We start from the raw sequence: 20,144 nt of genomic DNA, 5'->3' as shown, positions 1-20,144 counted from the left end.
TGGCGCAATAGTGTTTGGAAATCTGATCGGAGATTTCCATGGACCCCGTCAACCTGTTCGATCTGGCCAGCCAGCAGGCGCGCTGGCTCTCGGTGCGCCAGACGACCATCGCCGGCAACATAGCCAACGCCAACACGCCCGGATACCGGACGCACGACGTCGAACCGTTCGAGAAAGTGCTCGACCGTTCGCGCGTCGCCATGACCGCAACGCAGACGGGCCACCTCACCGGCGGCGCCACCGAAGCGGGCTACGCGGTCAAGCAGGAAGAGCCCAAGCATGCGGTGCTGCCGTCCCAGAACACGGTGGCGCTCGAAGATGAGCTGATGAAGGCCGGCGAAGTCCGCCGCTCCTTCGAGCTCAACACGGCCATCGTCAAGGCCTTCCACCGCATGATCATGCTGAGCAGCAAGGCCTGACGCCGATGGATCCGCTTGTCGCAGCCCTCAAGGTCGCCGGCTCCGGCCTCGGCGCCCAGTCCGAACGCCTCCGCGTCGTCTCCGAAAACCTGGCCAATGCCCAGTCGACCGGCAACACGCCGGGCGCCGATCCCTATCGCCGCAAGACCATCAGCTTTGCCGCCGAGCTCGATCGCGCCACCGGTGGCTCGACCGTCGAGATCGCCAATATCGGCAACGACCAGTCGGCCTTCCCGCTGGAGTTCCAGCCGGGCAACGAGGCGGCCGACGCCAATGGCTACGTCAAGATGCCGAACGTCAACGTTCTGATCGAAATGGCCGACATGAACGAGGCCAACCGGTCCTACGAAGCCAACCTGCAGGTCGTTAAGCAGGCGCGCGATCTCATTTCCATGACCATTGATCTTATGAGGAGCCAGTAATGATCGGCAGCATCAGCCCGCTCGGCCAACAGGTCCTGACCAAGCCGACCGGCCTTCCCGAAATCGCACCGGCCGCGACCGGCGCAGTTGGCACCTCCTTCTCCGCCGCTCTTGCCGACGTCGCCGCGCAGACGGCCGCCACCATGCGCAAGGCCGAACAGCTGTCGGCAGCCGGCATCCAGGGCCAGACCAACACCCGCGAGGTGGTCGACGCCGTCATGAGCGCCGAACAGGCTCTTCAGGCGGCAATCGCCATCCGTGACAAGATCGTCACGGCTTATCTCGAAGTCAGCCGTATGGGCATCTGAGGACCGCCGCGATGAAAGCGCTTGCCATTGCCGCCACGGGCATGAACGCCCAGCAGACCAACCTCGAGGTGATCGCGAACAACATCGCGAACATCAACACGACAGGCTACAAGCGCGCTCGCGCCGAATTCTCCGACCTGCTCTACCAGGTCGACCGCATGCAGGGCGTTCCCAACCGCGCCAACTCGGCCATCGTGCCCGAGGGCGTCAGCATCGGCCTCGGCGTCAAGACGGCGGCCGTCCGCAACGTCCACATCCAGGGCGGACTGACCAACACCGGCAACGAATACGACCTGGCGCTGACCGGCCGCGGCTGGTTCGAGATCGAGGGACCAGAGGGCCAGACCCTCTACACCCGCGCCGGCTCCTTCAACACAAGCGCCACCGGCCAGCTCGTCACCATCGACGGCTACAACGTCATCCCGGCGATCACGGTGCCGCAGAACGCGCTGGAAGTCATCGTCAACAACACCGGCGAAGTCTTCGCCCGCGTTGCCGGCCAGACCGCGCTCCAGCCGATCGGCCAGCTCCAGCTCGCCAATTTCGCCAACGAGGCCGGCCTGGCGCCGCTCGGCGACAACCTGTTCGCAGAAACCGAAGCGTCGGGCGCCGCCAATGTCGGCGCGCCCGGCGATCCAGGCTTCGCCACCGTCAAGCAGGGCTACCTGGAAAACTCCAACGTCGACCCCGTCAAGGAAATCACCGAGCTGATCTCGGCGCAGCGTGCCTACGAGATGAACTCGAAGGTCATCCAGGCGGCCGACGAAATGGCCGCTGTCGTCTCCAAGAACATCAGGTGAGCATCATGCGGCGAGGCAACGCCCTACCCAGGATTCGTGCGGCACTTCTTGCGTTCGCCATGCTTGGCGGCGCAGCGATGGCTGCCGAGCAGGAGGTGGTGCTCGTTCCCAACCGCGTCATCTATCCCGGCGAGGCGATTGCGCTTTCCTCACTCAAGGAAGTTGCCCTCAGGCCGGGCAAGGTGCGCCCCGATGGCGTGGCGACCCTTCCCGCCGAGCTCGACGGCCGCGTTGCCAAGCGCACGCTGCTGCCGGGCCGGTATGTTCCCGTCAACGCCCTGCGCGAAGCGTGGCTGGTCGAGCGCGGCGCGGCCGTCCAAGTCGTCTTCGCCGCCGGAGCGCTGATGATCTCGGCCTCGGGCGTCACCCTGGAGCCCGGTGCTGCCGGCGACGTCGTCAAGGTGCGCAACATCGACAGCGGCAAGATCCTGACCGGCACCGTCATGGCCGACGGTTCCATCCACGTGGGTGCGACATGATGCGCAGGTTAGTGCTCGCGGCAGTCGCCGTCCTCGGCCTCCAGACAGCTTATGCCGACGGCCCCGACGGTGTGCCGGCAGCGCAGTTCAACGCACGCGCCGGCCAGGCCGCCGGCGGCAATGCTGGCGAAGACTCCTTCGACACCGGCAAATTCGGCGACAGCGGCAACCGGCTGACGTCGCTCAATGGCGGCATCGGCACGCATCTGGTCAATGTTCGCATCAAGGACATCGCCTCGCTGCAGGAATCGCGCGACAACCAGCTCGTCGGCTACGGCCTCGTCATCGGCCTCAACGGTTCGGGCGACAGCCTGCGCAACGCGCCTTTCACCGAACAGTCGATCCGCGCCATGCTCGAAAATCTCGGCATCGCCTCCGAGGACGGCCGCGCCCGCGTCAAGAATGTCGCCGCCGTCATCGTCACCGCCAACCTGCCCGCCTTCGTGCAGGCCGGTGCGCGCATCGACGTCAACGTTTCGTCGCTTGGCGACGCCACCTCGCTCGCCGGCGGCACGCTGGTCATGACCCCGCTCAAGGCGCCGAACGGCGACATCTACGCGGTCGCCCAGGGTTCGGTGCTCGTCGGCGGCTTCAACGCGCAGGGTGCTGCCGAAAAGGTCACCCAGGGCATCCCGACCGCCGGCCGCGTGCCCAACGGCGCCATCGTCGAGCGCGAGGTCACCGCACGCTTCGCCGAAGAGAACATGCTGACGCTTCAGCTGTTCAACCCGGATTTCTCGACCGCAGTCCGCGTCGCCGACGCCATCAACGACTACGCCCGCCACCGCTTCAACAAGCGCGTCGCCGGCGAGCAGGATTCGCGCACCATCGTCATCCGCAAGCCGGAGGGTATCTCCACAGCCCGCTTCTATGCCGAGCTGGAAAACCTGCTGGTGTTGTCCGACAGCCCTGCCCGCGTCGTCGTCGACGAACGCACCGGCACCATCGTCATCGGCAACGAGGTCAAGATCTCGAGGGTCGCCATCAGCCACGGCACGCTCACCGTCCGCATCACCGAGCAGCCGCGTGTCGTCCAGCCCGAGCCGTTCTCGCGCGGCCAGACGGCGGTCGAGGACTTCACCGTCATCGACGCCGCCCGCCCCGGTTCCAAGCTCGCGATGCTCGACGGCCCCGACCTGCAAACGCTGGTCGCGGGTCTTAACCGCCTCGGCGTCAAGCCGGACGGCATCATTGCAATCCTCCAGGGCATCAAGTCGGCCGGCGCGCTGCAAGCCGACCTGGTGGTCCAGTAAGGCATGGCCGTGATCCAAGAGCTCTCCGCCAAGTTCCGCTCCAGCGTCTACCCGCTCGCAGCACTCGCCGTGCTCGTGGTCGGTGTCGGCCCGGCCCGTACCGAGGCCACTGCCCCCGCGCAGCCCCAGGAGCAGGGCGCGCCGGCCCAGTTCATCGAGCGGCCGATGCCCACGGCCAACGTCGTCCAGCCGGCCACGGTGGAGCCGAGCGAAGTAGAGCGCTTCTGCTCCAACATCGCCGACGCCGCACGCGACCGCCGCTACGCACTTCAGGCCGAGGAGCTGAAGAAGCTCCAGGCCGAGGTCGACAAGCGCATCGCGCTGCTCGAGGAACGCAAGACCGAATACGAGACCTGGCTCAAGCGCCGCGAACTGTTCCTCGCCCGCGCCGAGGAAGGCGTCGTCCAGATCTACGCCAAGATGAAGCCCGACGCCGCCGCCGAGCGGCTTGCCGCACTCGACGTCGAGCTGGCGTCTGCCATTCTAATGAAGCTCGACGCCCGCAAGGCCAGCGTCATTCTCAACGAAATGGAAAAGAAGTCGGCCGCCGAGCTGACCCGTATCATGGCGAGCGCCGCCCGCCGGGAAGATCCTTCATGACCAGAAAAGTCCTCCTCGTCGCCATGCTCGCCGGCCTCTCCGGCTGCGCTGCCAACCTCAAGGAGGTCGGCAAGGAGCCGACCATGTCCGCCGTCGGTTCGGGCATCGAAGACGGCAGCTCGTCGATGTACCGCTATCCCGAGGCGCCCGCGACCCCGACCAAGCGGTTCTCGCTGTGGCAGGACAAGCAGAGCCGCATGTTCACCGACCCGCGCGCCCTCCAGCCGGGCGACATCCTGACCGTCAAGATCTCGATCGACGACCGGGCGCGCTTCAAGAACGAGTCCGAGCGCAACCGCACCAGCAACCGCACCATCGGTGGTGGCCTCAATGCGGAATGGGACGGCGTCGGAACCGGCGGCAAGCTGGACGGCAATGCCGGTTCGAAGTCGATCTATTCGGGCGACGGCGCGACCTCGCGCTCCGAAAAGCTCGACCTTCTGGTGGCAGCCGTCGTCACCGATGTCCTGCCCAACGGCAACATGATGATCCGCGGCTCGCAGGAAGTCCGCGTCAACGCCGAGCTGCGCGTGCTGACCATCGCAGGCATCGTCCGTCCGTCCGACATCGGCCCGAACAACACCATTCCTTACGAGCGCATCGCCGAAGCTCGCATCTCCTATGGCGGCCGCGGCCGCATCACCGAGGTCCAGCAGCCGCCCTACGGCCAGCAGGTCCTCGACCAGGTCCTCCCCTTCTAGGTCCGCCCATGTCAGTGATCGAACTGCCCATCACCCAGAAGTCCGGCCCGTCGATGGTCGTCCAGCTCGGCGCTCTGCTGCTGATGACGGCGGCCGCCATCGGCATGGGCTGGATGGCGGGCGGGTATCTCTACGGCGAAGCCAAGCCGGTCGAAAAGACCGAGGCAAAGGCCAAGCCGCATGGCGGCAAGGAAGGCGCTGCGGCTCCAGAAGATCCCGCCGCAGCCGGCACGCTGGTCCAGCTTGCGCCGATCACCTCCAATCTGGCCGCACCCGACACCATGTGGATACGCCTCGAGGTGTCGCTCGTGCTCGACGCGCCGCAGCCGGCCGAACTCACCGAGCGGGTCCACCAGGACCTGCTCGCCTATGTGCGCACGCTCCGGATCCACCAGGTCCAGGGCGCCAGCGCTTTCCGTCATCTCAAGACCGACCTCGACGAACGCGCCGCCATCCGCAGCGACGGCCATGTCAAGGAAGTGCTGATCAGAACGTTGCTGTTCGAATGAAAAAGTTCCTGGCCACCGTTGCCATCCTCGCCGCAGGCATCCTGCCCGCCGGTGCCCAGCAGTTGAACCTCAACGCCCTCGGCAACCCCGATGGCGCCACCGTCGGCTATATCATCCAGATGTTCGGCCTGCTCACCGTGCTGTCGGTGGCGCCGGGCCTGCTGATCATGGTGACGAGCTTCACCCGCTTCGTCATCGCCTTCTCGATCCTGCGCACCGGTATCGGCCTGCAGTCGACGCCCGCCAACCTGATCCTGATCTCGCTGTCGCTGTTCATGACCTTCTACGTCATGGCGCCGACGTTCGACCAGGCGTGGAACAACGGCGTCAAGCCGCTGATGGACAACCAGATCACCCAGACCGAGGCCGTCGAGCGCATCTCCGATCCGTTCCGCACCTTCATGATGCACAATGTCCGCGACAAGGATTTCAACCTGTTCGCCGACCTCGCCCGCGAGCGCGGCCAGACCGTCTCGGAAGACAAGGTCGACCTGCGCATCCTCGTTCCCGCCTTCATGATCTCCGAAATCCGCCGCGGCTTCGAGATCGGCTTCCTGATCGTGCTGCCGTTCCTCGTCATCGACCTCATCGTCGCCACCATCACGATGGCCATGGGCATGATGATGCTGCCGCCGACAGTGGTGTCGCTGCCCTTCAAGATCCTGTTCTTCGTGCTCATCGACGGCTGGAACCTGCTGGTGGGTTCCCTCGTGCGATCCTTCACGTAGCGACCCGGAAAGCGCGTCGCCTACTTCGGAAATGCAACGAATGGCCGGAGCGCAAGCTTCGGCCATTTTGCATAAAACTGAGAAAAATCAGCTATTTACGGTTGATTAACTACATTGCTTAGACGTTTGGCAGGAAGTGCCCGGTTAGATCGCGATACAGCGCGAGTTGGCCGGAACAGTTGGCCATAGGCATGATGCCGCTTCGCCTGAGCCGGCTGATTGCCGGCATGTTCCTCAAAAAATTCGAATACAAGGAACAGGGCTCATGACCAGCCTTCTCACCAACGCGTCTGCAATGACCGCTCTCCAGACGCTGTCGAGCACCAACAAGAACCTGGGCGTCACGCAGGGCCGTATCGCCACCGGCCAGCGCGTTGCCACCGCTTCGGACAACGCCGCCTACTGGTCGATCGCGACCTCGATGCGCACCCAGACGGGCGCTCTGAGCGCCGTTCAGGATGCTCTCGGCCTCGGCGCCGCCATCCTCGACACCGCTTCCTCCGCTCTGGAAGAGGCCATCGATAAGACCAAGGAAATCGTCAACAAGTACGTTGCCCGTGCAACGCCTGGCACCGACACCGCCGCCATCGACGCTGAAATCACCCAGCTGAAGGCCCAGGTCGTTTCGATCGCCAAGAATGCCGACTTCCAGGGCGTCAACATGCTGGAGACCGGTGGCACGGCTGCTGCGATCGTGACCGGCTACCAGCCGGGCGCCGCTCCGACGACCATGTCGGTTGCTGCCTACGACCTCGAAGCCGCCCTGACGGCTGCCACCGACGCAACCACCGTCGACACCGCCCTCAAGGCCATGCAGACGGCTGCGGCCACCATCGGTGCGGCCAAGACCCGCGTCGACTCGCAGAAGTCGTTCACCAGCAAGCTGATCGACTCGATCGACCGCGGTGTTGGCCAGCTGGTCGACGCCGACATGAACAAGGAGTCGGCACGTCTCGCCGCCCTCCAGACCCAGCAGCAGCTCGGCATCCAGGCGCTCTCGATCGCCAACTCGAGCTCGCAGTCGCTGCTGTCGCTGTTCCGCGGCTAATAGATCGGACGCGCGCGGCTCGCCGCGCCCGCATCGATACCGATCCGGGCCGTCTCAGGCACAAGGATCGCAGACCGGGTCGTATCGCAAGGTACGGCCCGGTTTTCGTTTTGATGCTTGCCGGCAGCGACATCGACACCGGTCGAAAAGCAGTCCCGCAGATGAGCTGCCGCCCGCCCCAAAACTCCAGGCAGTTTGAATAAAAATTAGAAAAATCATTGATTTAGAGTTATTTAACCACGTTGCTTAGGCCTTTGGCAGAGAGTTCCCGGCTAGATTTCCAATACAGCGCGAGTTGGCCCAAACAGATGGCCATAGGCATGATGCCGCTTCGCCTGAGCCGGCTGTTTGCCGGCATGTTCCTCAAAAAGTTTCGAGTACAAGGAACAAGGCTCATGACCAGCCTTCTCACCAACGCGTCCGCAATGACGGCTCTCCAGACGCTGTCGAGCACCAACAAGAACCTGGCTGTCACGCAGGGCCGTATCGCCACGGGCCAGCGCGTTGCCACCGCTTCGGACAACGCCGCCTACTGGTCGATCGCGACCTCGATGCGCACCCAGACGGGCGCTCTCAGCGCCGTTCAGGATGCTCTCGGCCTCGGCGCCGCCATTCTCGACACCGCTTCCTCCGCTCTGGAAGAGGCCATCAGCAAGACCCAGGAAATCGTCAACAAGTACGTTGCCCGTGCAACGCCCGGCACCGACACCGCCGCCATCGACGCTGAAATCACCCAGCTGAAGGCCCAGGTCGTTTCGATCGCCCAGAACGCCGACTTCCAGGGCGTCAACATGCTCAAGAGCACCGGCGGTTCGGCCGCCAACATCGTGACCGGCTACCAGCCGGGCGCCGCTCCGACGACGATGACCGTCGCCGCCTACGACCTGGAAGCTGCCCTGACCGGCGCCACCACCGCAACGGCTGTGGACACGGCGCTGACCGCTATGAAGACGGCCGCTTCCACCATCGGCGCTGCCAAGACCCGCGTCGACTCGCAGAAGTCGTTCACCAGCAAGCTGATCGACTCGATCGACCGCGGCATCGGCCAGCTGGTCGACGCCGACATGAACAAGGAGTCGGCACGTCTCGCCGCCCTCCAGACCCAGCAGCAGCTCGGCATCCAGGCGCTCTCGATCGCCAACTCGAGCTCGCAGTCGCTCCTGTCGCTGTTCCGCGGCTAATAGATCGGACGGGCGCGGCTCGCCGCGCCCGCATCGATATCGATCCCGGCCGTCTCAGGCACAAGGATCGCAGACCGGGTCGTACCGCAAGGTACGGCCCGGTTTCGTTATGGGGCTGTCGCCGACAGCGGCGCCGCATCGGGGATCCTGCTCGTCGTGCCCGTCGAAGGAACTTGCAAACGCCGGTTGGCAGACTGTCGACTGCGGCGCTTGAGCTTCCGTGCCAAAACAAGTCACGATCAGGCGTTGGAAGGTCCCGCAAATTCGCATTAAGGTTAAAAAAATCAGCTATTTAGAGTTGATTAACCATGATTTTTAGCCCTTTGGCAGGAAGTCCGCGGTTAGATCGCGATACAGCGCGAGTTGGCCCAGACAGTTGGCCATAGGTATGATGCCGCTTCGCCTGAGCCGGCTGTTCGCCGGCATGTTCCTCGAAAAAAACTGAATACAAGGAACAGGGCTCATGACCAGCCTTCTCACCAACGCGTCTGCAATGACGGCTCTCCAGACGCTGTCGAGCACCAACAAGAATCTGGCCACCACTCAAAATCGCATCGCCACCGGCCAGCGCGTTTCGACCGCCTCGGACAACGCCGCCTACTGGTCGATCGCGACCTCGATGCGCACCCAGACGGGCGCTCTGAGCGCCGTTCAGGATGCTCTCGGTCTCGGCGCCGCTGTCCTCGACACCGCTTCCTCCGCTCTGGAAGAGGCCATCGAGAAGACCAAGGAAATCGTCAAGAAGTACGTTGCCCGCGCAACGCCCGGCACCGACACCGCCGCCATCGACGCTGAAATCACCCAGCTGAAGGCCCAGGTCGTTTCGATCGCCCAGAACGCCAATTTCCAGGGCGTCAACATGCTCGAAACAGGTGGCACGGCCGCCAACATCGTGACCGGCTACCAGCCGGGCGCCGCTCCGACGACGATGACCGTCGCCGCCTACGACCTCGAGGCCGCCCTGACGGCTGCCACCGACGCGGCACTGACTGAAACCGCCCTGACGGCGATGAAGTCGAATGCCGCCACCATCGGCGCCGCCAAGACCCGCGTCGACTCGCAGATGTCATTCACCAGCAAGCTGATCGACTCGATCGACCGCGGTATCGGCCAGCTGGTCGACGCCGACATGAACAAGGAGTCGGCACGTCTCGCCGCCCTCCAGACCCAGCAGCAGCTCGGCATCCAGGCGCTTTCGATCGCCAATTCGAGCTCGCAGTCGCTGCTGTCGCTGTTCCGCAACTAAGATCGATCCGAGCCATCTCGGCAACAAGGACGCCGGGTCGTACCGCAAGGTACGGCCCGGTTTCGTTTTGTCTAATGCAAGCAGCAGATTGCATTGCGCACCGGGGCTTCCACTCAGGCGGGTCGAATTACGTAACCGGCTGAATAAAATGGCATATTTCTACGTCTGAACGTCCATCTGGCACATTCGCGGATAGCCCCGCGCAAGCTTCCGGGCAGATCATTCCGCCGCGTCACCGACAGCGCCGGCAGGCTCTGATCAAGCGCCATTAATCAGCTATTAACCATACTTGTTTAGCTATGGTTAACCAGCCGCGTATGCAGCGGAAGCGCTACCGAAGGTGGCGCGAAACGACAGTGGGGGCCTTATCCGATGTCCAGCATCATGACCAACGCATCAGCGATGACTGCGCTGCAGAGCCTGAGCTCCACCAACAAGGCGCTCCAGGTTGCCCAGGGGCGCATCTCGACCGGCTTTCGCGTGGCCGAGGCTTCCGACAACGCCGCATATTGGTCCATCGCCACGACGATGCGCTCCGACAACGGCGCAAACTCGTCGGTGCAGGACGCGCTCGGTCTCGGCGCCGGCAAGGTTGACACGGCCTACACCGCACTGAAGGACATCATCGGCGTCATCGACAATATCAAGCAGAAGCTGATCACCGCGCGTGGCCAGGGACTGGACACGCGCAAGCAGGTCCAGGGCGAAATCGCGCCGCTGCTGGGCCACCTGAAGAGCGCTGCGATCGGCGCCAGCTATGCCGGCTCCAACATGCTGGCCACCGATGATCCTGGTCCGGTCGAAATCGTCTCTTCTTACAACCGCGCCGCCAACGGCACCGTCTCCCTGGGCAAGATCTCGATCGACATCTCGAACATCACCCTCTTTGCCGCCAACGGCACCGCCAGGCCGATCACCGCCGACATCATGGCGATCAACGTCGAAACCAACGGCACCGATGCTGACATCGACGGCTTCCTCGCCGACATCGAAACGGCGCTGACGGGGTTCACCCTGGCGGCATCCGAGCTCGGCGCCGCGAAGTCGCATATCGACCTGCAGAAAGATTTTGTCTCCAAGCTGATGGATTCCATCGACCGCGGTGTCGGCCAGCTCGTCGACGCTGACATGAACAAGGAATCGACCCGCCTGCAGGCACTCCAGGTCCAGCAGCAGCTCGGTATCCAGGCGCTCTCCATCGCCAATTCCAACTCGCAGGCGATCCTGGCCCTGTTCAAGGGCTGACCTGGCCACGCAGCCGGCAGATTATCGAAAAGGGCCGCGCCTCGGGCGCGGCCCTTTCCATTTTTGCACAAGCTTCGACGTCTAGGGTCTCTGCGGAAGATATTGCGGGGAACCTACGCACGTGCCCGAACAGCTCAGGACCATCGTCGCCAATCTGCAGAGTTTCGGCCCGCGCAAGCTGGCGATCCTCGGCGGCATCGCGGCGCTCGTCATCGCCGTGGTCGGCGTTGCCTCCATCTATCTCAATCGTCCGGCCTACGAGACGCTCTATGTCGGGCTCGAACGCTCCGACGTGAACCAGATCGGCATGGTGCTTGGCGAAGCCGGCATCGGCTTCGACGTCGCCTCCGACGGCACGACGGTCCTGGTTCCTGCCGGCAGCACCGCCAAGGCGCGCATGCTGCTCGCCGAAAAGGGCCTGCCCACCAGTTCCAACGCCGGTTACGAGCTGTTCGACAATGTCGGTTCGCTCGGCCTCACCTCTTTCATGCAGCAGGTCACCCGCGTCCGCGCACTGGAAGGCGAGATCGCCCGCACGATCCAGTCCATCCAGGGCATCAAGTCCGCCCGCGTTCACATCGTCATGTCCGAGCGCGCCAACTTCCGCCGCGACGAGCAGAAGCCCTCCGCATCCGTCGTGATCCGCGCCTCCAGCGCCGACGCCGACAAGGCGGCGATGTCCATCCGTCACCTCGTCGCCGCGGCAGTTCCCGGCCTCGATTCCGAGCGCGTCACCGTGCTCGACGCTTCGGGCAACCTGCTCGCCTCGGGCGATGATCCCGCCAATTCCAGCGCCGCCCGCTCCATCGGCGTCGAGCGCACCGTCGAAACCCAGATCGAAGACAACATCCGCCGCGCGCTTACAGCCTATCTCGGCCCCGACAATTTCCGCGCCAGCGTGAAGGCCGATGTCAACACCGACACGCGCCAGACCGAAGAGACCATCTTCGATCCCGAATCGCGCGTCGAGCGTTCGGTCCAGGTCGTCCGCGCCAACGAGAACTCCAACCAGAAGCAGTCGGCGACGCCCGCAACCGTCGAGCAGAACCTGCCCGACGCCGGCGCGGCTGCTACCGACGGCCCGCAGTCGACGTCGGCCAGCGACCGCAAGGAAGAAATCACCAACTACGAGATGAACTCCAAGCGCATCGCCACGGTCTCGAACGGCTATTCGGTGACCAAGATGTCGATCGCCGTCGTCGTCAACCAGCAGCGCCTCGCCGCCATCCTCGGCCAGAACGCCACCCCGGAGGCGATTGCCGCCCGCGTCGCCGATATCCAGAAGATGGTCGCTTCCGCCACCGGCCTCGACGAAAAGCGCGGCGACATCATCAACGTCTCGGCGGTCGAGTTCATCGACGGCCTCGATGGAGTGCAGGTCGCAAGCCCCGGCGTCCTCGATTCGATCGGTCAGCACACCGGAACGCTGATCAACGCCGCTGCCTTCATCGTCGTCGTCTTCCTCATCGCCTTCTTCGGCCTGCGCCCGATGGCGGCCGCGCTCACCCAGTCCGGTGCCCCGGCCCTGCCGACCTTTGCCGGCCCGAGCTTCGAGGAGATGCAGCGGGCGCTGCCCAACGCCGAAGGAATGGCTTCCTTTGAGGAGGAGCCTGTCGCCCTGTCCGACCAGCGGTCACATGCCATGGACGATCTGCGCAACAAGCTGCGTCCCGCCCCCCAGGACCGCCTCGCTCGCATGGTCGACATCAATGAAGAGCGTACCGCACTGATCCTGCGCAAATGGGCCGGCCAGGAGGTCGCCGCCTGATGTCGATCGCAGCACTGTTCGAACGGCTGACCGACTTCGCGCCGCATGCGTCGCGTGCGGATGACGACAAGCCTTTCCCCGCCCCGACCTACCCGCAGGCGGTGCCCGAACCCGACCTTCCCACACTGATTGCGATCGCAGTCACCGAGGCCGAAGAGGCGCTCACTGCCCGCCTCGTGGCCGAACATGAGGCAGCCCTCGAAGCCGAGCGCCAGCAGCATGCGGCCGAGTTGAGCGCGTTTGGCATCCATATGGGCACCGAGACCGGCACGGCCATGGCCGCTGGTCTGCGGGACATGGAGGCGCGTGTCGTTCATCTTGCCACCGATGCTGCCGCCCGCATCATCGCCGGTCTTGTCAGCGACGACATTCGCAAGCGCTCCATCGACGCCCTCGCAGCCGCAGTGCTGTCGGCCATGGAAGACCGTGAAGCGGTACGCATTCGCGTCAGTGGTCCGCAATTCATGTTCGACGCCTTGGCGACCGCCTTGGGGGAACGGGCGGGCAATGTCGACTTCACCGAAGCCACTGGCTTCGATCTGAGTGTGTCGATCGACGACAATCTGTTCGAGACCCGCCTTGGCGAATGGTCTTCGGCCCTTTCCGAGACCTTGCCATGAGCGCCGCCGACAACAGCGATCCCCATCACCAGCAGATCATCATCGTCAGGCGTCATGCCGACCACGACGACGGCCACCATGGCGGCGCCTGGAAGATCGCCTTCGCCGACTTCATGACGGCGATGATGTGCTTCTTCCTCGTCATGTGGCTGATCAGCGCCGCCAACGAGCAGACCAAGGCAGCGGTTGCGAGCTACTTCAACCCGGTCAAACTGGTCGACCGCCAGGCGAGCCGCAAAGGTCTTGAGGAAATGGGCGACGGTCCCAACTCCGTCGGCCTGACCGCCGAGGATCCTCAGCAGCCCGAAGCCAAGGCAGGCACCGACGGACGCAGCAGTGCCGGCCCCTCGACCGAGAAGAACTCGATCGACACCGCCGACGCGGCCAAGAAATCCGACGACCACCTCTTCGCCGATCCCTACGCCGTGCTGGCCGAGATCGCGCAGGAGACCGGCGCCAAGGCCAACATCTCCGAGCGCGGCGACGGCGGCGCGCAACTGTCTGGCCCGTCGAGCGGCGCCACCGGTGGCGAAGCCTATCGCGATCCGTTCGCACCCGATTTCTGGACCGAGCAGGTGGCAACCCCCGCGGCCGAAGCCAGTGCCGAGCGCGCGGCCATCGAGGGCGAACCGGCCAAGCCCGGCGAGCCGACCGCGCGGTCCACGCCTTCCGCTCCGATCAAGCATGTCGAAGAGCAGCCGACGACCGAGCAGGCTTCGGCCGCCGACGCGGCAACGCCCCCGCTGCCGCGAGACGCAGTCAAGCCTGCCGAAGCGACGAAGCCGAACGACGCGACGAAATCCGGCGACGCTCCCAAGAGCGAGAAGGCCGAGGCTGAGGCAATGGCCGAGCAGCCCAAGGAGCCAGCCCCCACCAAGGAAACGGTCCAGGACGCAGACGCCATCCGCCAGGAACTTGCCGCGGCGATCAAGCAGGGCCAGAACCTGCCCGACGGCCTCTCGGTCGTCGCCACCGACAAGGGCGTGGTCATCTCGGTCACCGAGCAGCTCGACTTTGGCATGTTCGAGATCGGCTCCGCCGTGCCGCGCCGCGAACTGATCCTGGCGATGGAAAAGATCGCCAAGACCATTGCCACTCATCCAGGCAACGTCTCGATCAACGGCCACACTGACGCCCGCCCCTTCCGCAACGCCAGCTACGACAACTGGCGTCTGTCCACCGCCCGTGCGCACTCCGCCTATTATATGCTGGTACGTGCTGGCCTGGACGAAAAGCGTGTCGTCGAGGTCGGTGGTTTCGCCGATCGCAAGCTCAAGGATCCGTCCGAGCCGTTCTCGCCAGTCAACCGCCGCATCGAAATCCTGCTGGAGAAGCCTGAATGAGGCTCGCGGCGACCTTCGCTGGTGCCGGCCTGATCGCCCTCATCGCGGCGACAGCGCCCGACCATGCGCGCGCCAGCGAGGCGCCGGGGCTGGAACCTTACCAGATGGTCCGCTGCCTGCAGCTGGTCCAGGATCGTATCGCCGCGGGCGACCAGGCATCGCTGCCAATGCAGCGTCGCCTGCTCGAAATGACCGACGAGCGCATGCGCACCGCCGATCCCGCGTCGTTCAAGGATCCCAAGAATTTCCGCGCCCTGCTCATCTACGCCATGAGCGGCGGCAACCCGCTGACCATCGAGCAGGTCGTCTCGCGCCTCACGCTCGAGGACGCCGACAAGCAGATGGCCCAGGGCGTCATCGATTATCTCCGCGGCAAGCCCAAGGGCACGATCGACGCCCTCGCATCCATCAACCCGCTGACCGAGACCTCCGAGCTCGGCGCGTTCCTGGCGCTGGTCAAGGGGTCCGTCAGCGTCGCCGACCAACCCGAGCAGGCGGTCAAGCTGTTTGACCAGGCGCGGCTGATGAGCCCCGGCACACTTGTCGAGGAAGCCGCCTTGCGCCGCTCGGTGGCGCTTGCGCCGCGCATCGGCGACGGCGGCCGCTTCCTTCACAACTCGCTGCAATATGTACGCAACTATCTGCGCTCGCCCTATGCCAGCCAGTTCGCCGACGCCTTCGTGACCGGTGTGGTCGCCCTGAATGGTCAGATCAATCTCGACGCGCTCGCCGAAGTCACCGCCATGATGGACGCCGAGCAGGAGAAGGTCGTCTACCTACGCATCGCCCGCCGCGCCGCCATCGACGGTCTTGCCGAACTGTCCACCTTCGCCGCCCGCAAGGCCGAGCAAGGCCGCGACGGCCAGCGCAACGACAACGACCCGCGCGCCCAGCTCTATTCCGGTCTGTCCGGCGTCACCTCGGGCACGTCTGGCGACATGCTCGACAAGCTCGGCAGCATCGACCGCAGCAAGCTTTCCAAGGGCGACCGCGCACTTCTCGAAGCCGTCGAAGCCATCGCTTCCGAAGTCACCTCTGCCGTGCCGACGCCTGTCGAACAGGCGCAGAAGCCGGTCGACATCGCCAACCTGCCCCCGGCCCCTCTCGATACGCAGCCGGGGCCAAGCGACCCCATGATCCCGGACGCGGCTGCGCCAGCGCCGGCCACGCCGGCTCCAGCGGCATCGACACCGGCACAAGCCCCGACCGCTGCGCCGGCAAGAACGACGGTCCGCGAGGTGGTGCCCTCGCCGGTTCCAGTGCCTGCGCCCGCAACAGCGGCAGCCCCGGCGCCGGAGCAGCATGCCCCGTCGTCGTCCCCCCAGCAGACGGCATCGCACCCGACGCCACAGCAGCCGGCCGCCGAGCCTGAAGATCCCAAGATCATCGAAGCGCGACGCACGCTCGAAGCCATTGACGAACTACTAGGAGCCTCCCCCAAATGACCGACGGCATCGGTTCGGCGATTGTGAGCACGCCCACCAGGCAGGCTTTCGCCAACGATCGTTCCTCCCTGCAGGGTGGCGACGAGCAGGCCGATTTCGGCCAGGCCTTGCTCGACCCGAAGAAGGGTGGCGAACGCGCCGCCAAGGAACCGCGTGTCGATGGCGGCGCACAGCACGAGAAGCGCTGGCAGAAATTTGCCGAGCGGCTTGCCGCCAAGGATGCCGGCGACGTCGAAGGCACCGTCGAGCGCGACGTCGCGGCCAAGGACGACGCAAAGATCGAAGACGCGGAAACAACCCTGCCCGCCCCCGTCGCCAAGGAGCCAGCCGCCAACGATCAGAACGTCGAAGCTGCCATGCCGCTGGTGCTTGCATTGAGCGAGTTGCGCAAGGCGGCCAGCCAGCCGGCAACCTCCGGCGGCGCACAATCGACTTCGGGCGAAGCAGGCGATGCCGCTGTCCCGACCGAAGGCACCGATGCCGCTCTGGCCGAAGGCCAGCCATTCGCATCAGGCAAGTCGGCGGCGCGCCCGAATGGCGGCTCCGCACTTCCGCCGGCACTGGCGGGCGCAACTGACGCGGCGACCACAGGGGAAGCGGCAGCGCAGGCAAAACCGGCTGGCGATGCGACCGGCGAAGCTGCGGCGCCAGCCGACAAGCCGGCTCGGCCCACGCCTGTGCGGCAGCCCGAACAGGCGGCGGCAACCAATCGCGTCACCGTCATTTCCGAGCAGATGATCCCCGCGCCCGCGACCCCATCCACCGGCTCGACGGCAGGCGCCCTTGCGCTCGCGATCGCGTCGGGAGCGCCGCGTCAAACGGCCGCCGTATCGGCCGTTCAGCAGCTGCAGGCCAACAGTTCAAGCACGCCTGGAACGCAGGTTTTGAAGATCCAGCTGCGCCCCGTCGAACTTGGCATGGTGACGGCAAGCCTGCACCTGTCGGGAGATCAACTGTCGGTTGAAATCCAGGTCGAGAACGCTGAAGCCTACAATCGCCTGTCGACCGATCGTGACGCCATCAACAGCGCCCTGCGCGGCCTGGGTTTCGACGTCGACCGCGTCACCATCCAGCAACCTCAGGCAGCATCGAACAGCCAGGCGCGCACGGATGGCGGTGCGCTTTCGCCAGGCTCCGGAGGCCGCGACCAGCAAGCCTTCCAATCGGGAGGAACGGGTAGCGAAGGCAGGCAATCAGGCAACGGCAGAACGACAGGAGGGGCGACAAATGATGAAGGCAGTACACGCAACATCTCGTCGGCTCGCACTGATGGTCCTGGCGGCAGCCGCTACATCTAGCGCCGCTGCCGTCGATGCTTCGGCCGCCGCCAACCCGTGCGAGCCTGAGATCGTCAGGGCCGCCGATCGCTACGGCGTGCCGGTCGGCATCCTTTATGCGGTCGGCCTGACCGAGACAGGCAAGAAGGGCAGCCTGCAGCCCAACGCCTTGAATATTGAGGGAAAAGCGGTCTTTCCGCGCAGCCAGGCTGAAGCGATCGCCGCCTTCGAGGCCGCCCGGGCCGAAGGCAAGACGCTGATCGACCTCGGCTGCATGCAGATCAACCATCGCTATCACGGCAACGAATTCCGCAGTGTCAGCGACATGCTCGACCCCAGGCGCAATGTCGACTATGCGGCGCGCTTTCTGGTCAGCCTGCACGGCCGCCACGAGTCCTGGTCCATGGCCGTCGCCCGCTATCACGCCGGTCCCAACAACGACCCCGCACAGAAGCGATATGTCTGTCGCGTCATCGCCAACATGGTCGCCACCGGCTTCGGCCGCTGGACCGACAACGCCCGAACCTTCTGCAACCCATGAGCGTCTTTTCGGCGTTCTGAAACCGGCAGTCAGCCGCGACATTCCCGTCTCCTGGAATTTGGCAACGATTGCACGCATGTCGTGCAATCGGTTCAACCCATGCGATTCCAGACTCCCCAAAAACTACAGGCAAAATCTCACGATTGGTTACAGCCCGTTGCACCCGATACCGATTGGTTAACGGGGCATTAACTTTTCGATTCGGAGGCGGGGCCGATGATAGTAGTTGTCGACGAGCGCGAGCTCGTCACCAAGGGATATAACTCACTTTTTGACCGGGAAGGCGTGGCTTGCGCCGGCTTCCGTTCGAGCGAATTCGGCGAATGGGTTACGAGCGCGCCTGAAGAGGACCTGCGCTCTGTCCGCGCGTTCCTCATCGGCGACTGCCATGAGGGTTCCATCTCCCCTCGCCAGCTGCGCGACCGCTCCAAGGCGCCGGTCATTGCGCTCAGCGAGCAGAACAATCTCGAAAACACGCTCAAGCTTTTCGAGTCCGGCGTCGACGACGTCATCCGCAAACCGGTCCACATCCGCGAGATCCTGGCGCGCATCACGGCGATCCGCCGGCGTGCCCAGGAGGACACCGGCTTCACCGAGATTGGCGCCATGCGCATCTTCATGGACGGCCGCGATCCCGAGATCGACGGCGAACCGATGCCGCTGCCGCGCCGCGAGCGCCGTATCCTCGAATATCTGGCGTCCAACAGCGGCCGCCGCGTCACTAAAACGCAAGTCTTCAACGCCATCTACGGCGTCTTCGACGAAGAAGTCGAAGAAAACGTCGTCGAGAGCCACATCAGCAAGCTTCGCAAGAAGCTGCGCGAGCGCCTCGGCCACGATCCGATCGATTCCAAGCGTTTCCTTGGCTACCGCCTGATCGTCTGATCAGCTTCGCGCAAGACATGCCGCGTAGCTTCCATGCGTGGCATGAGATTTGGGGAGACCTTCGATGAGCCTCTATGGAATGATGCGGACTGGCGTGTCGGGGATGAACTCCCAGGCAAACCGGCTCTCGACAGTCGCCGACAACATCGCGAATTCGAGCACGACCGGTTACAAGCGTGCTTCGACGGAATTTTCTTCGCTGGTCCTGCCCAGCACCGCCGGCAGCTATAACTCCGGCGGCGTTACCACCACGGTGGTCAACTCCATCAGCAAGCAGGGTGCGCTCCAGTACACAACCTCGGTGACCGACCTTGCCATCGATGGCGACGGCTTCTTCGTGGTCGAAGACCCGAGCGGCACCTCGTTCCTGACGCGCGCCGGCGCCTTCGTGCCGGACAAGGACGGCTACCTCGTCAACACCGCCGGTTACCGCCTCAAGGGCTGGGACCTGAGCCAGGGTCCGCGTCCTGCGGCGCCGGTCGACCAGAACAGCCTCCAGCCGATCCAGATCGACGACACCGCCATCAGCTGGACGCCGAGCACCACCGGCAAGTTCGCCGCGAACTTCCCGAGCGATGCCGCGATCGTGCCGGCCGCCAACCTGCCTTCGACCAACGCCGCCGGCGCCACTTACACGAACAAGTCGTCGCTGATCGCCTATGACAATCTCGGCGGCAAGGTCATCATCGATGTCTACGTCTCCAAGACGGCGACAGGACAGTGGGAAGTGGCGGCCTACAACCAGGCGCAGGCTGCCGCTGGCGGCGGGTTCCCCTACAGCGGCCCCGCACTGGCAACCCAGACCCTCAATTTCAATGGCTCCGGCCAATTGACCACCACTCCGGCCAACCTGACGCTGACCGTTCCGGGTGGCTCGGCGCTGACCATCGACATGTCGGGCATGACCCAGGGCGACTCCGCCTACAACGTCACCAAGGCCCAGCTCGACGGCAGCCCGCCCAGCAAGATCGAAAGCATCGACATCGACAAGGACGGCACCGTCTACGCGCAATATGCCGACGGCTCGATGAAGGCGATCTTCTCGATCCCGATGGCCAACGTACCGAGCGCCGACAAGCTGTCCGTCATCTCGGGCAACGTCTTCGCACAAAGCGCGGAGTCAGGCGGCATCATGATCGGCTGGCCAACCGAGGGCAAGAACGGCAAGATCGTCTCCGGCGCCGTCGAGAACTCGAACGTCGATATCGCGACCGAGCTCACCGACATGATCGAGTCGCAGCGCAACTACACCGCCAATTCCAAGGTCTTCCAAACCGGAGCGGACCTCATGGATATCCTCGTCAACCTGAAGAGATAGAACTGACG

Annotated in this window: 22 protein-coding genes; all 22 read left to right on the top strand. The window is 64.5% G+C overall.

Going from position 1 to position 20,144, the window contains the following annotated elements:
* The first annotated feature begins 38 nt into the window (after nt 1–38).
* The 22 genes from flgB to NDO48_RS12490 all read left to right on the top strand — a co-directional run bounded on the left by flgB (nt 39) and on the right by NDO48_RS12490 (nt 20,136).
* Entirely contained in the window at nt 39–419 is a 381-nt protein-coding gene (gene flgB, locus NDO48_RS12595) for a flagellar basal body rod protein FlgB (protein WP_018429260.1), read from the top strand.
* Nucleotides 420–424: 5 nt separating this feature from the next.
* A complete protein-coding gene (flgC, locus tag NDO48_RS12590; RefSeq protein ID WP_018429261.1) occupies nt 425–841 on the top strand; it encodes a flagellar basal body rod protein FlgC in 417 nt (138 codons plus the stop codon).
* On the top strand, nt 841–1,149 hold the full coding sequence (locus NDO48_RS12585) for a flagellar hook-basal body complex protein FliE (RefSeq protein ID WP_018429262.1): 309 nt from the start codon (nt 841–843) through the stop codon (nt 1,147–1,149). Before flgC ends, NDO48_RS12585 begins: the two co-directional genes overlap by 1 nt.
* A gap of 11 nt (nt 1,150–1,160) precedes the next feature.
* Complete coding sequence (gene flgG, locus NDO48_RS12580) at nt 1,161–1,949, top strand: flagellar basal-body rod protein FlgG (protein ID WP_018429263.1); 789 nt, start codon at nt 1,161–1,163, stop codon at nt 1,947–1,949.
* Nucleotides 1,950–1,954: 5 nt separating this feature from the next.
* Nucleotides 1,955–2,428, top strand: coding sequence for a flagellar basal body P-ring formation chaperone FlgA (gene flgA, locus NDO48_RS12575; RefSeq protein WP_040456922.1), 474 nt, complete (start codon nt 1,955–1,957; stop codon nt 2,426–2,428).
* Nucleotides 2,425–3,681 carry a flagellar basal body P-ring protein FlgI gene (locus tag NDO48_RS12570; protein ID WP_267321559.1) on the top strand — a complete coding sequence of 419 codons (1,257 nt, stop codon included), beginning with the start codon at nt 2,425–2,427 and terminating at the stop codon, nt 3,679–3,681. The genes flgA and NDO48_RS12570 overlap by 4 nt, the downstream gene beginning before the upstream one ends.
* Nucleotides 3,682–3,684: 3 nt before the next feature.
* A complete protein-coding gene (locus NDO48_RS12565; RefSeq protein ID WP_018429266.1) occupies nt 3,685–4,281 on the top strand; it encodes a MotE family protein in 597 nt (198 codons plus the stop codon).
* Entirely contained in the window at nt 4,278–4,982 is a 705-nt protein-coding gene (gene flgH / locus NDO48_RS12560) for a flagellar basal body L-ring protein FlgH (protein ID WP_018429267.1), read from the top strand. Before NDO48_RS12565 ends, flgH begins: the two co-directional genes overlap by 4 nt.
* Before the next feature lie 8 nt (nt 4,983–4,990).
* Complete coding sequence (locus NDO48_RS12555) at nt 4,991–5,491, top strand: flagellar basal body-associated FliL family protein (RefSeq protein ID WP_267321558.1); 501 nt, start codon at nt 4,991–4,993, stop codon at nt 5,489–5,491.
* A complete protein-coding gene (fliP, locus tag NDO48_RS12550; protein ID WP_018429269.1) occupies nt 5,488–6,219 on the top strand; it encodes a flagellar type III secretion system pore protein FliP in 732 nt (243 codons plus the stop codon). Before NDO48_RS12555 ends, fliP begins: the two co-directional genes overlap by 4 nt.
* 265 nt (nt 6,220–6,484) lie before the next feature.
* Complete coding sequence (locus NDO48_RS12545; protein WP_267321557.1) at nt 6,485–7,267, top strand: flagellin; 783 nt, start codon at nt 6,485–6,487, stop codon at nt 7,265–7,267.
* Nucleotides 7,268–7,662: 395 nt separating this feature from the next.
* The gene (locus tag NDO48_RS12540) at nt 7,663–8,448 is read left to right on the top strand and encodes a flagellin (protein ID WP_267321556.1); all 786 of its coding nucleotides are present in this window, start codon (nt 7,663–7,665) and stop codon (nt 8,446–8,448) included.
* 463 nt (nt 8,449–8,911) lie between these two features.
* Nucleotides 8,912–9,694 carry a flagellin gene (locus NDO48_RS12535; protein ID WP_026227465.1) on the top strand — a complete coding sequence of 261 codons (783 nt, stop codon included), beginning with the start codon at nt 8,912–8,914 and terminating at the stop codon, nt 9,692–9,694.
* A gap of 372 nt (nt 9,695–10,066) precedes the next feature.
* Nucleotides 10,067–10,939, top strand: coding sequence for a flagellin (locus NDO48_RS12530; protein WP_018429273.1), 873 nt, complete (start codon nt 10,067–10,069; stop codon nt 10,937–10,939).
* 121 nt (nt 10,940–11,060) lie between these two features.
* Nucleotides 11,061–12,707: a flagellar basal-body MS-ring/collar protein FliF gene (gene fliF / locus NDO48_RS12525; protein WP_018429274.1), complete on the top strand. Its 1,647-nt coding sequence runs from the start codon at nt 11,061–11,063 to the stop codon at nt 12,705–12,707.
* Entirely contained in the window at nt 12,707–13,327 is a 621-nt protein-coding gene (locus tag NDO48_RS12520) for a hypothetical protein (protein WP_026227466.1), read from the top strand. The genes fliF and NDO48_RS12520 overlap by 1 nt, the downstream gene beginning before the upstream one ends.
* The gene (locus NDO48_RS12515; RefSeq protein WP_267321555.1) at nt 13,324–14,670 is read left to right on the top strand and encodes a MotB family protein; all 1,347 of its coding nucleotides are present in this window, start codon (nt 13,324–13,326) and stop codon (nt 14,668–14,670) included. The genes NDO48_RS12520 and NDO48_RS12515 overlap by 4 nt, the downstream gene beginning before the upstream one ends.
* Complete coding sequence (locus NDO48_RS12510) at nt 14,667–16,115, top strand: chemotaxis protein MotC (protein WP_267321554.1); 1,449 nt, start codon at nt 14,667–14,669, stop codon at nt 16,113–16,115. The genes NDO48_RS12515 and NDO48_RS12510 overlap by 4 nt, the downstream gene beginning before the upstream one ends.
* A complete protein-coding gene (locus NDO48_RS12505; protein ID WP_267321553.1) occupies nt 16,112–17,413 on the top strand; it encodes a flagellar hook-length control protein FliK in 1,302 nt (433 codons plus the stop codon). The genes NDO48_RS12510 and NDO48_RS12505 overlap by 4 nt, the downstream gene beginning before the upstream one ends.
* Complete coding sequence (locus NDO48_RS12500; RefSeq protein ID WP_018429279.1) at nt 17,385–17,933, top strand: transglycosylase SLT domain-containing protein; 549 nt, start codon at nt 17,385–17,387, stop codon at nt 17,931–17,933. Before NDO48_RS12505 ends, NDO48_RS12500 begins: the two co-directional genes overlap by 29 nt.
* A gap of 216 nt (nt 17,934–18,149) precedes the next feature.
* Nucleotides 18,150–18,818: a response regulator transcription factor gene (locus NDO48_RS12495; protein ID WP_018429280.1), complete on the top strand. Its 669-nt coding sequence runs from the start codon at nt 18,150–18,152 to the stop codon at nt 18,816–18,818.
* Between the two features lie 64 nt (nt 18,819–18,882).
* A complete protein-coding gene (locus NDO48_RS12490; protein ID WP_026227467.1) occupies nt 18,883–20,136 on the top strand; it encodes a flagellar hook protein FlgE in 1,254 nt (417 codons plus the stop codon).
* Nucleotides 20,137–20,144 lie beyond the last annotated feature (8 nt).

The organism is Aminobacter sp. MET-1, assembly GCF_026521175.1.
GTDB lineage: Bacteria > Pseudomonadota > Alphaproteobacteria > Rhizobiales > Rhizobiaceae > Aminobacter.
The sequence above is the reverse complement of the archived record's forward strand: the minus strand, read 5'-3'. Positions and strand labels throughout refer to the sequence as shown.

Excerpts from the sequence above, each read along its gene's own strand:
- flgB (WP_018429260.1), top strand. The coding sequence starts at position 39 with ATGGACCCCGTCAACCTGTTCGATCTGGCCAGCCAGCAGGCGCGCTGG.
- flgC (WP_018429261.1), top strand. The coding sequence starts at position 425 with ATGGATCCGCTTGTCGCAGCCCTCAAGGTCGCCGGCTCCGGCCTCGGC.
- NDO48_RS12585 (WP_018429262.1), top strand. The coding sequence starts at position 841 with ATGATCGGCAGCATCAGCCCGCTCGGCCAACAGGTCCTGACCAAGCCG.
- flgG (WP_018429263.1), top strand. The coding sequence starts at position 1,161 with ATGAAAGCGCTTGCCATTGCCGCCACGGGCATGAACGCCCAGCAGACC.
- flgA (WP_040456922.1), top strand. The coding sequence starts at position 1,955 with ATGCGGCGAGGCAACGCCCTACCCAGGATTCGTGCGGCACTTCTTGCG.
- NDO48_RS12570 (WP_267321559.1), top strand. The coding sequence starts at position 2,425 with ATGATGCGCAGGTTAGTGCTCGCGGCAGTCGCCGTCCTCGGCCTCCAG.
- NDO48_RS12565 (WP_018429266.1), top strand. The coding sequence starts at position 3,685 with ATGGCCGTGATCCAAGAGCTCTCCGCCAAGTTCCGCTCCAGCGTCTAC.
- flgH (WP_018429267.1), top strand. The coding sequence starts at position 4,278 with ATGACCAGAAAAGTCCTCCTCGTCGCCATGCTCGCCGGCCTCTCCGGC.
- NDO48_RS12555 (WP_267321558.1), top strand. The coding sequence starts at position 4,991 with ATGTCAGTGATCGAACTGCCCATCACCCAGAAGTCCGGCCCGTCGATG.
- fliP (WP_018429269.1), top strand. The coding sequence starts at position 5,488 with ATGAAAAAGTTCCTGGCCACCGTTGCCATCCTCGCCGCAGGCATCCTG.
- NDO48_RS12545 (WP_267321557.1), top strand. The coding sequence starts at position 6,485 with ATGACCAGCCTTCTCACCAACGCGTCTGCAATGACCGCTCTCCAGACG.
- NDO48_RS12540 (WP_267321556.1), top strand. The coding sequence starts at position 7,663 with ATGACCAGCCTTCTCACCAACGCGTCCGCAATGACGGCTCTCCAGACG.
- NDO48_RS12535 (WP_026227465.1), top strand. The coding sequence starts at position 8,912 with ATGACCAGCCTTCTCACCAACGCGTCTGCAATGACGGCTCTCCAGACG.
- NDO48_RS12530 (WP_018429273.1), top strand. The coding sequence starts at position 10,067 with ATGTCCAGCATCATGACCAACGCATCAGCGATGACTGCGCTGCAGAGC.
- NDO48_RS12520 (WP_026227466.1), top strand. The coding sequence starts at position 12,707 with ATGTCGATCGCAGCACTGTTCGAACGGCTGACCGACTTCGCGCCGCAT.
- NDO48_RS12515 (WP_267321555.1), top strand. The coding sequence starts at position 13,324 with ATGAGCGCCGCCGACAACAGCGATCCCCATCACCAGCAGATCATCATC.
- NDO48_RS12510 (WP_267321554.1), top strand. The coding sequence starts at position 14,667 with ATGAGGCTCGCGGCGACCTTCGCTGGTGCCGGCCTGATCGCCCTCATC.
- NDO48_RS12505 (WP_267321553.1), top strand. The coding sequence starts at position 16,112 with ATGACCGACGGCATCGGTTCGGCGATTGTGAGCACGCCCACCAGGCAG.
- NDO48_RS12500 (WP_018429279.1), top strand. The coding sequence starts at position 17,385 with ATGGTCCTGGCGGCAGCCGCTACATCTAGCGCCGCTGCCGTCGATGCT.
- NDO48_RS12495 (WP_018429280.1), top strand. The coding sequence starts at position 18,150 with ATGATAGTAGTTGTCGACGAGCGCGAGCTCGTCACCAAGGGATATAAC.
- NDO48_RS12490 (WP_026227467.1), top strand. The coding sequence starts at position 18,883 with ATGAGCCTCTATGGAATGATGCGGACTGGCGTGTCGGGGATGAACTCC.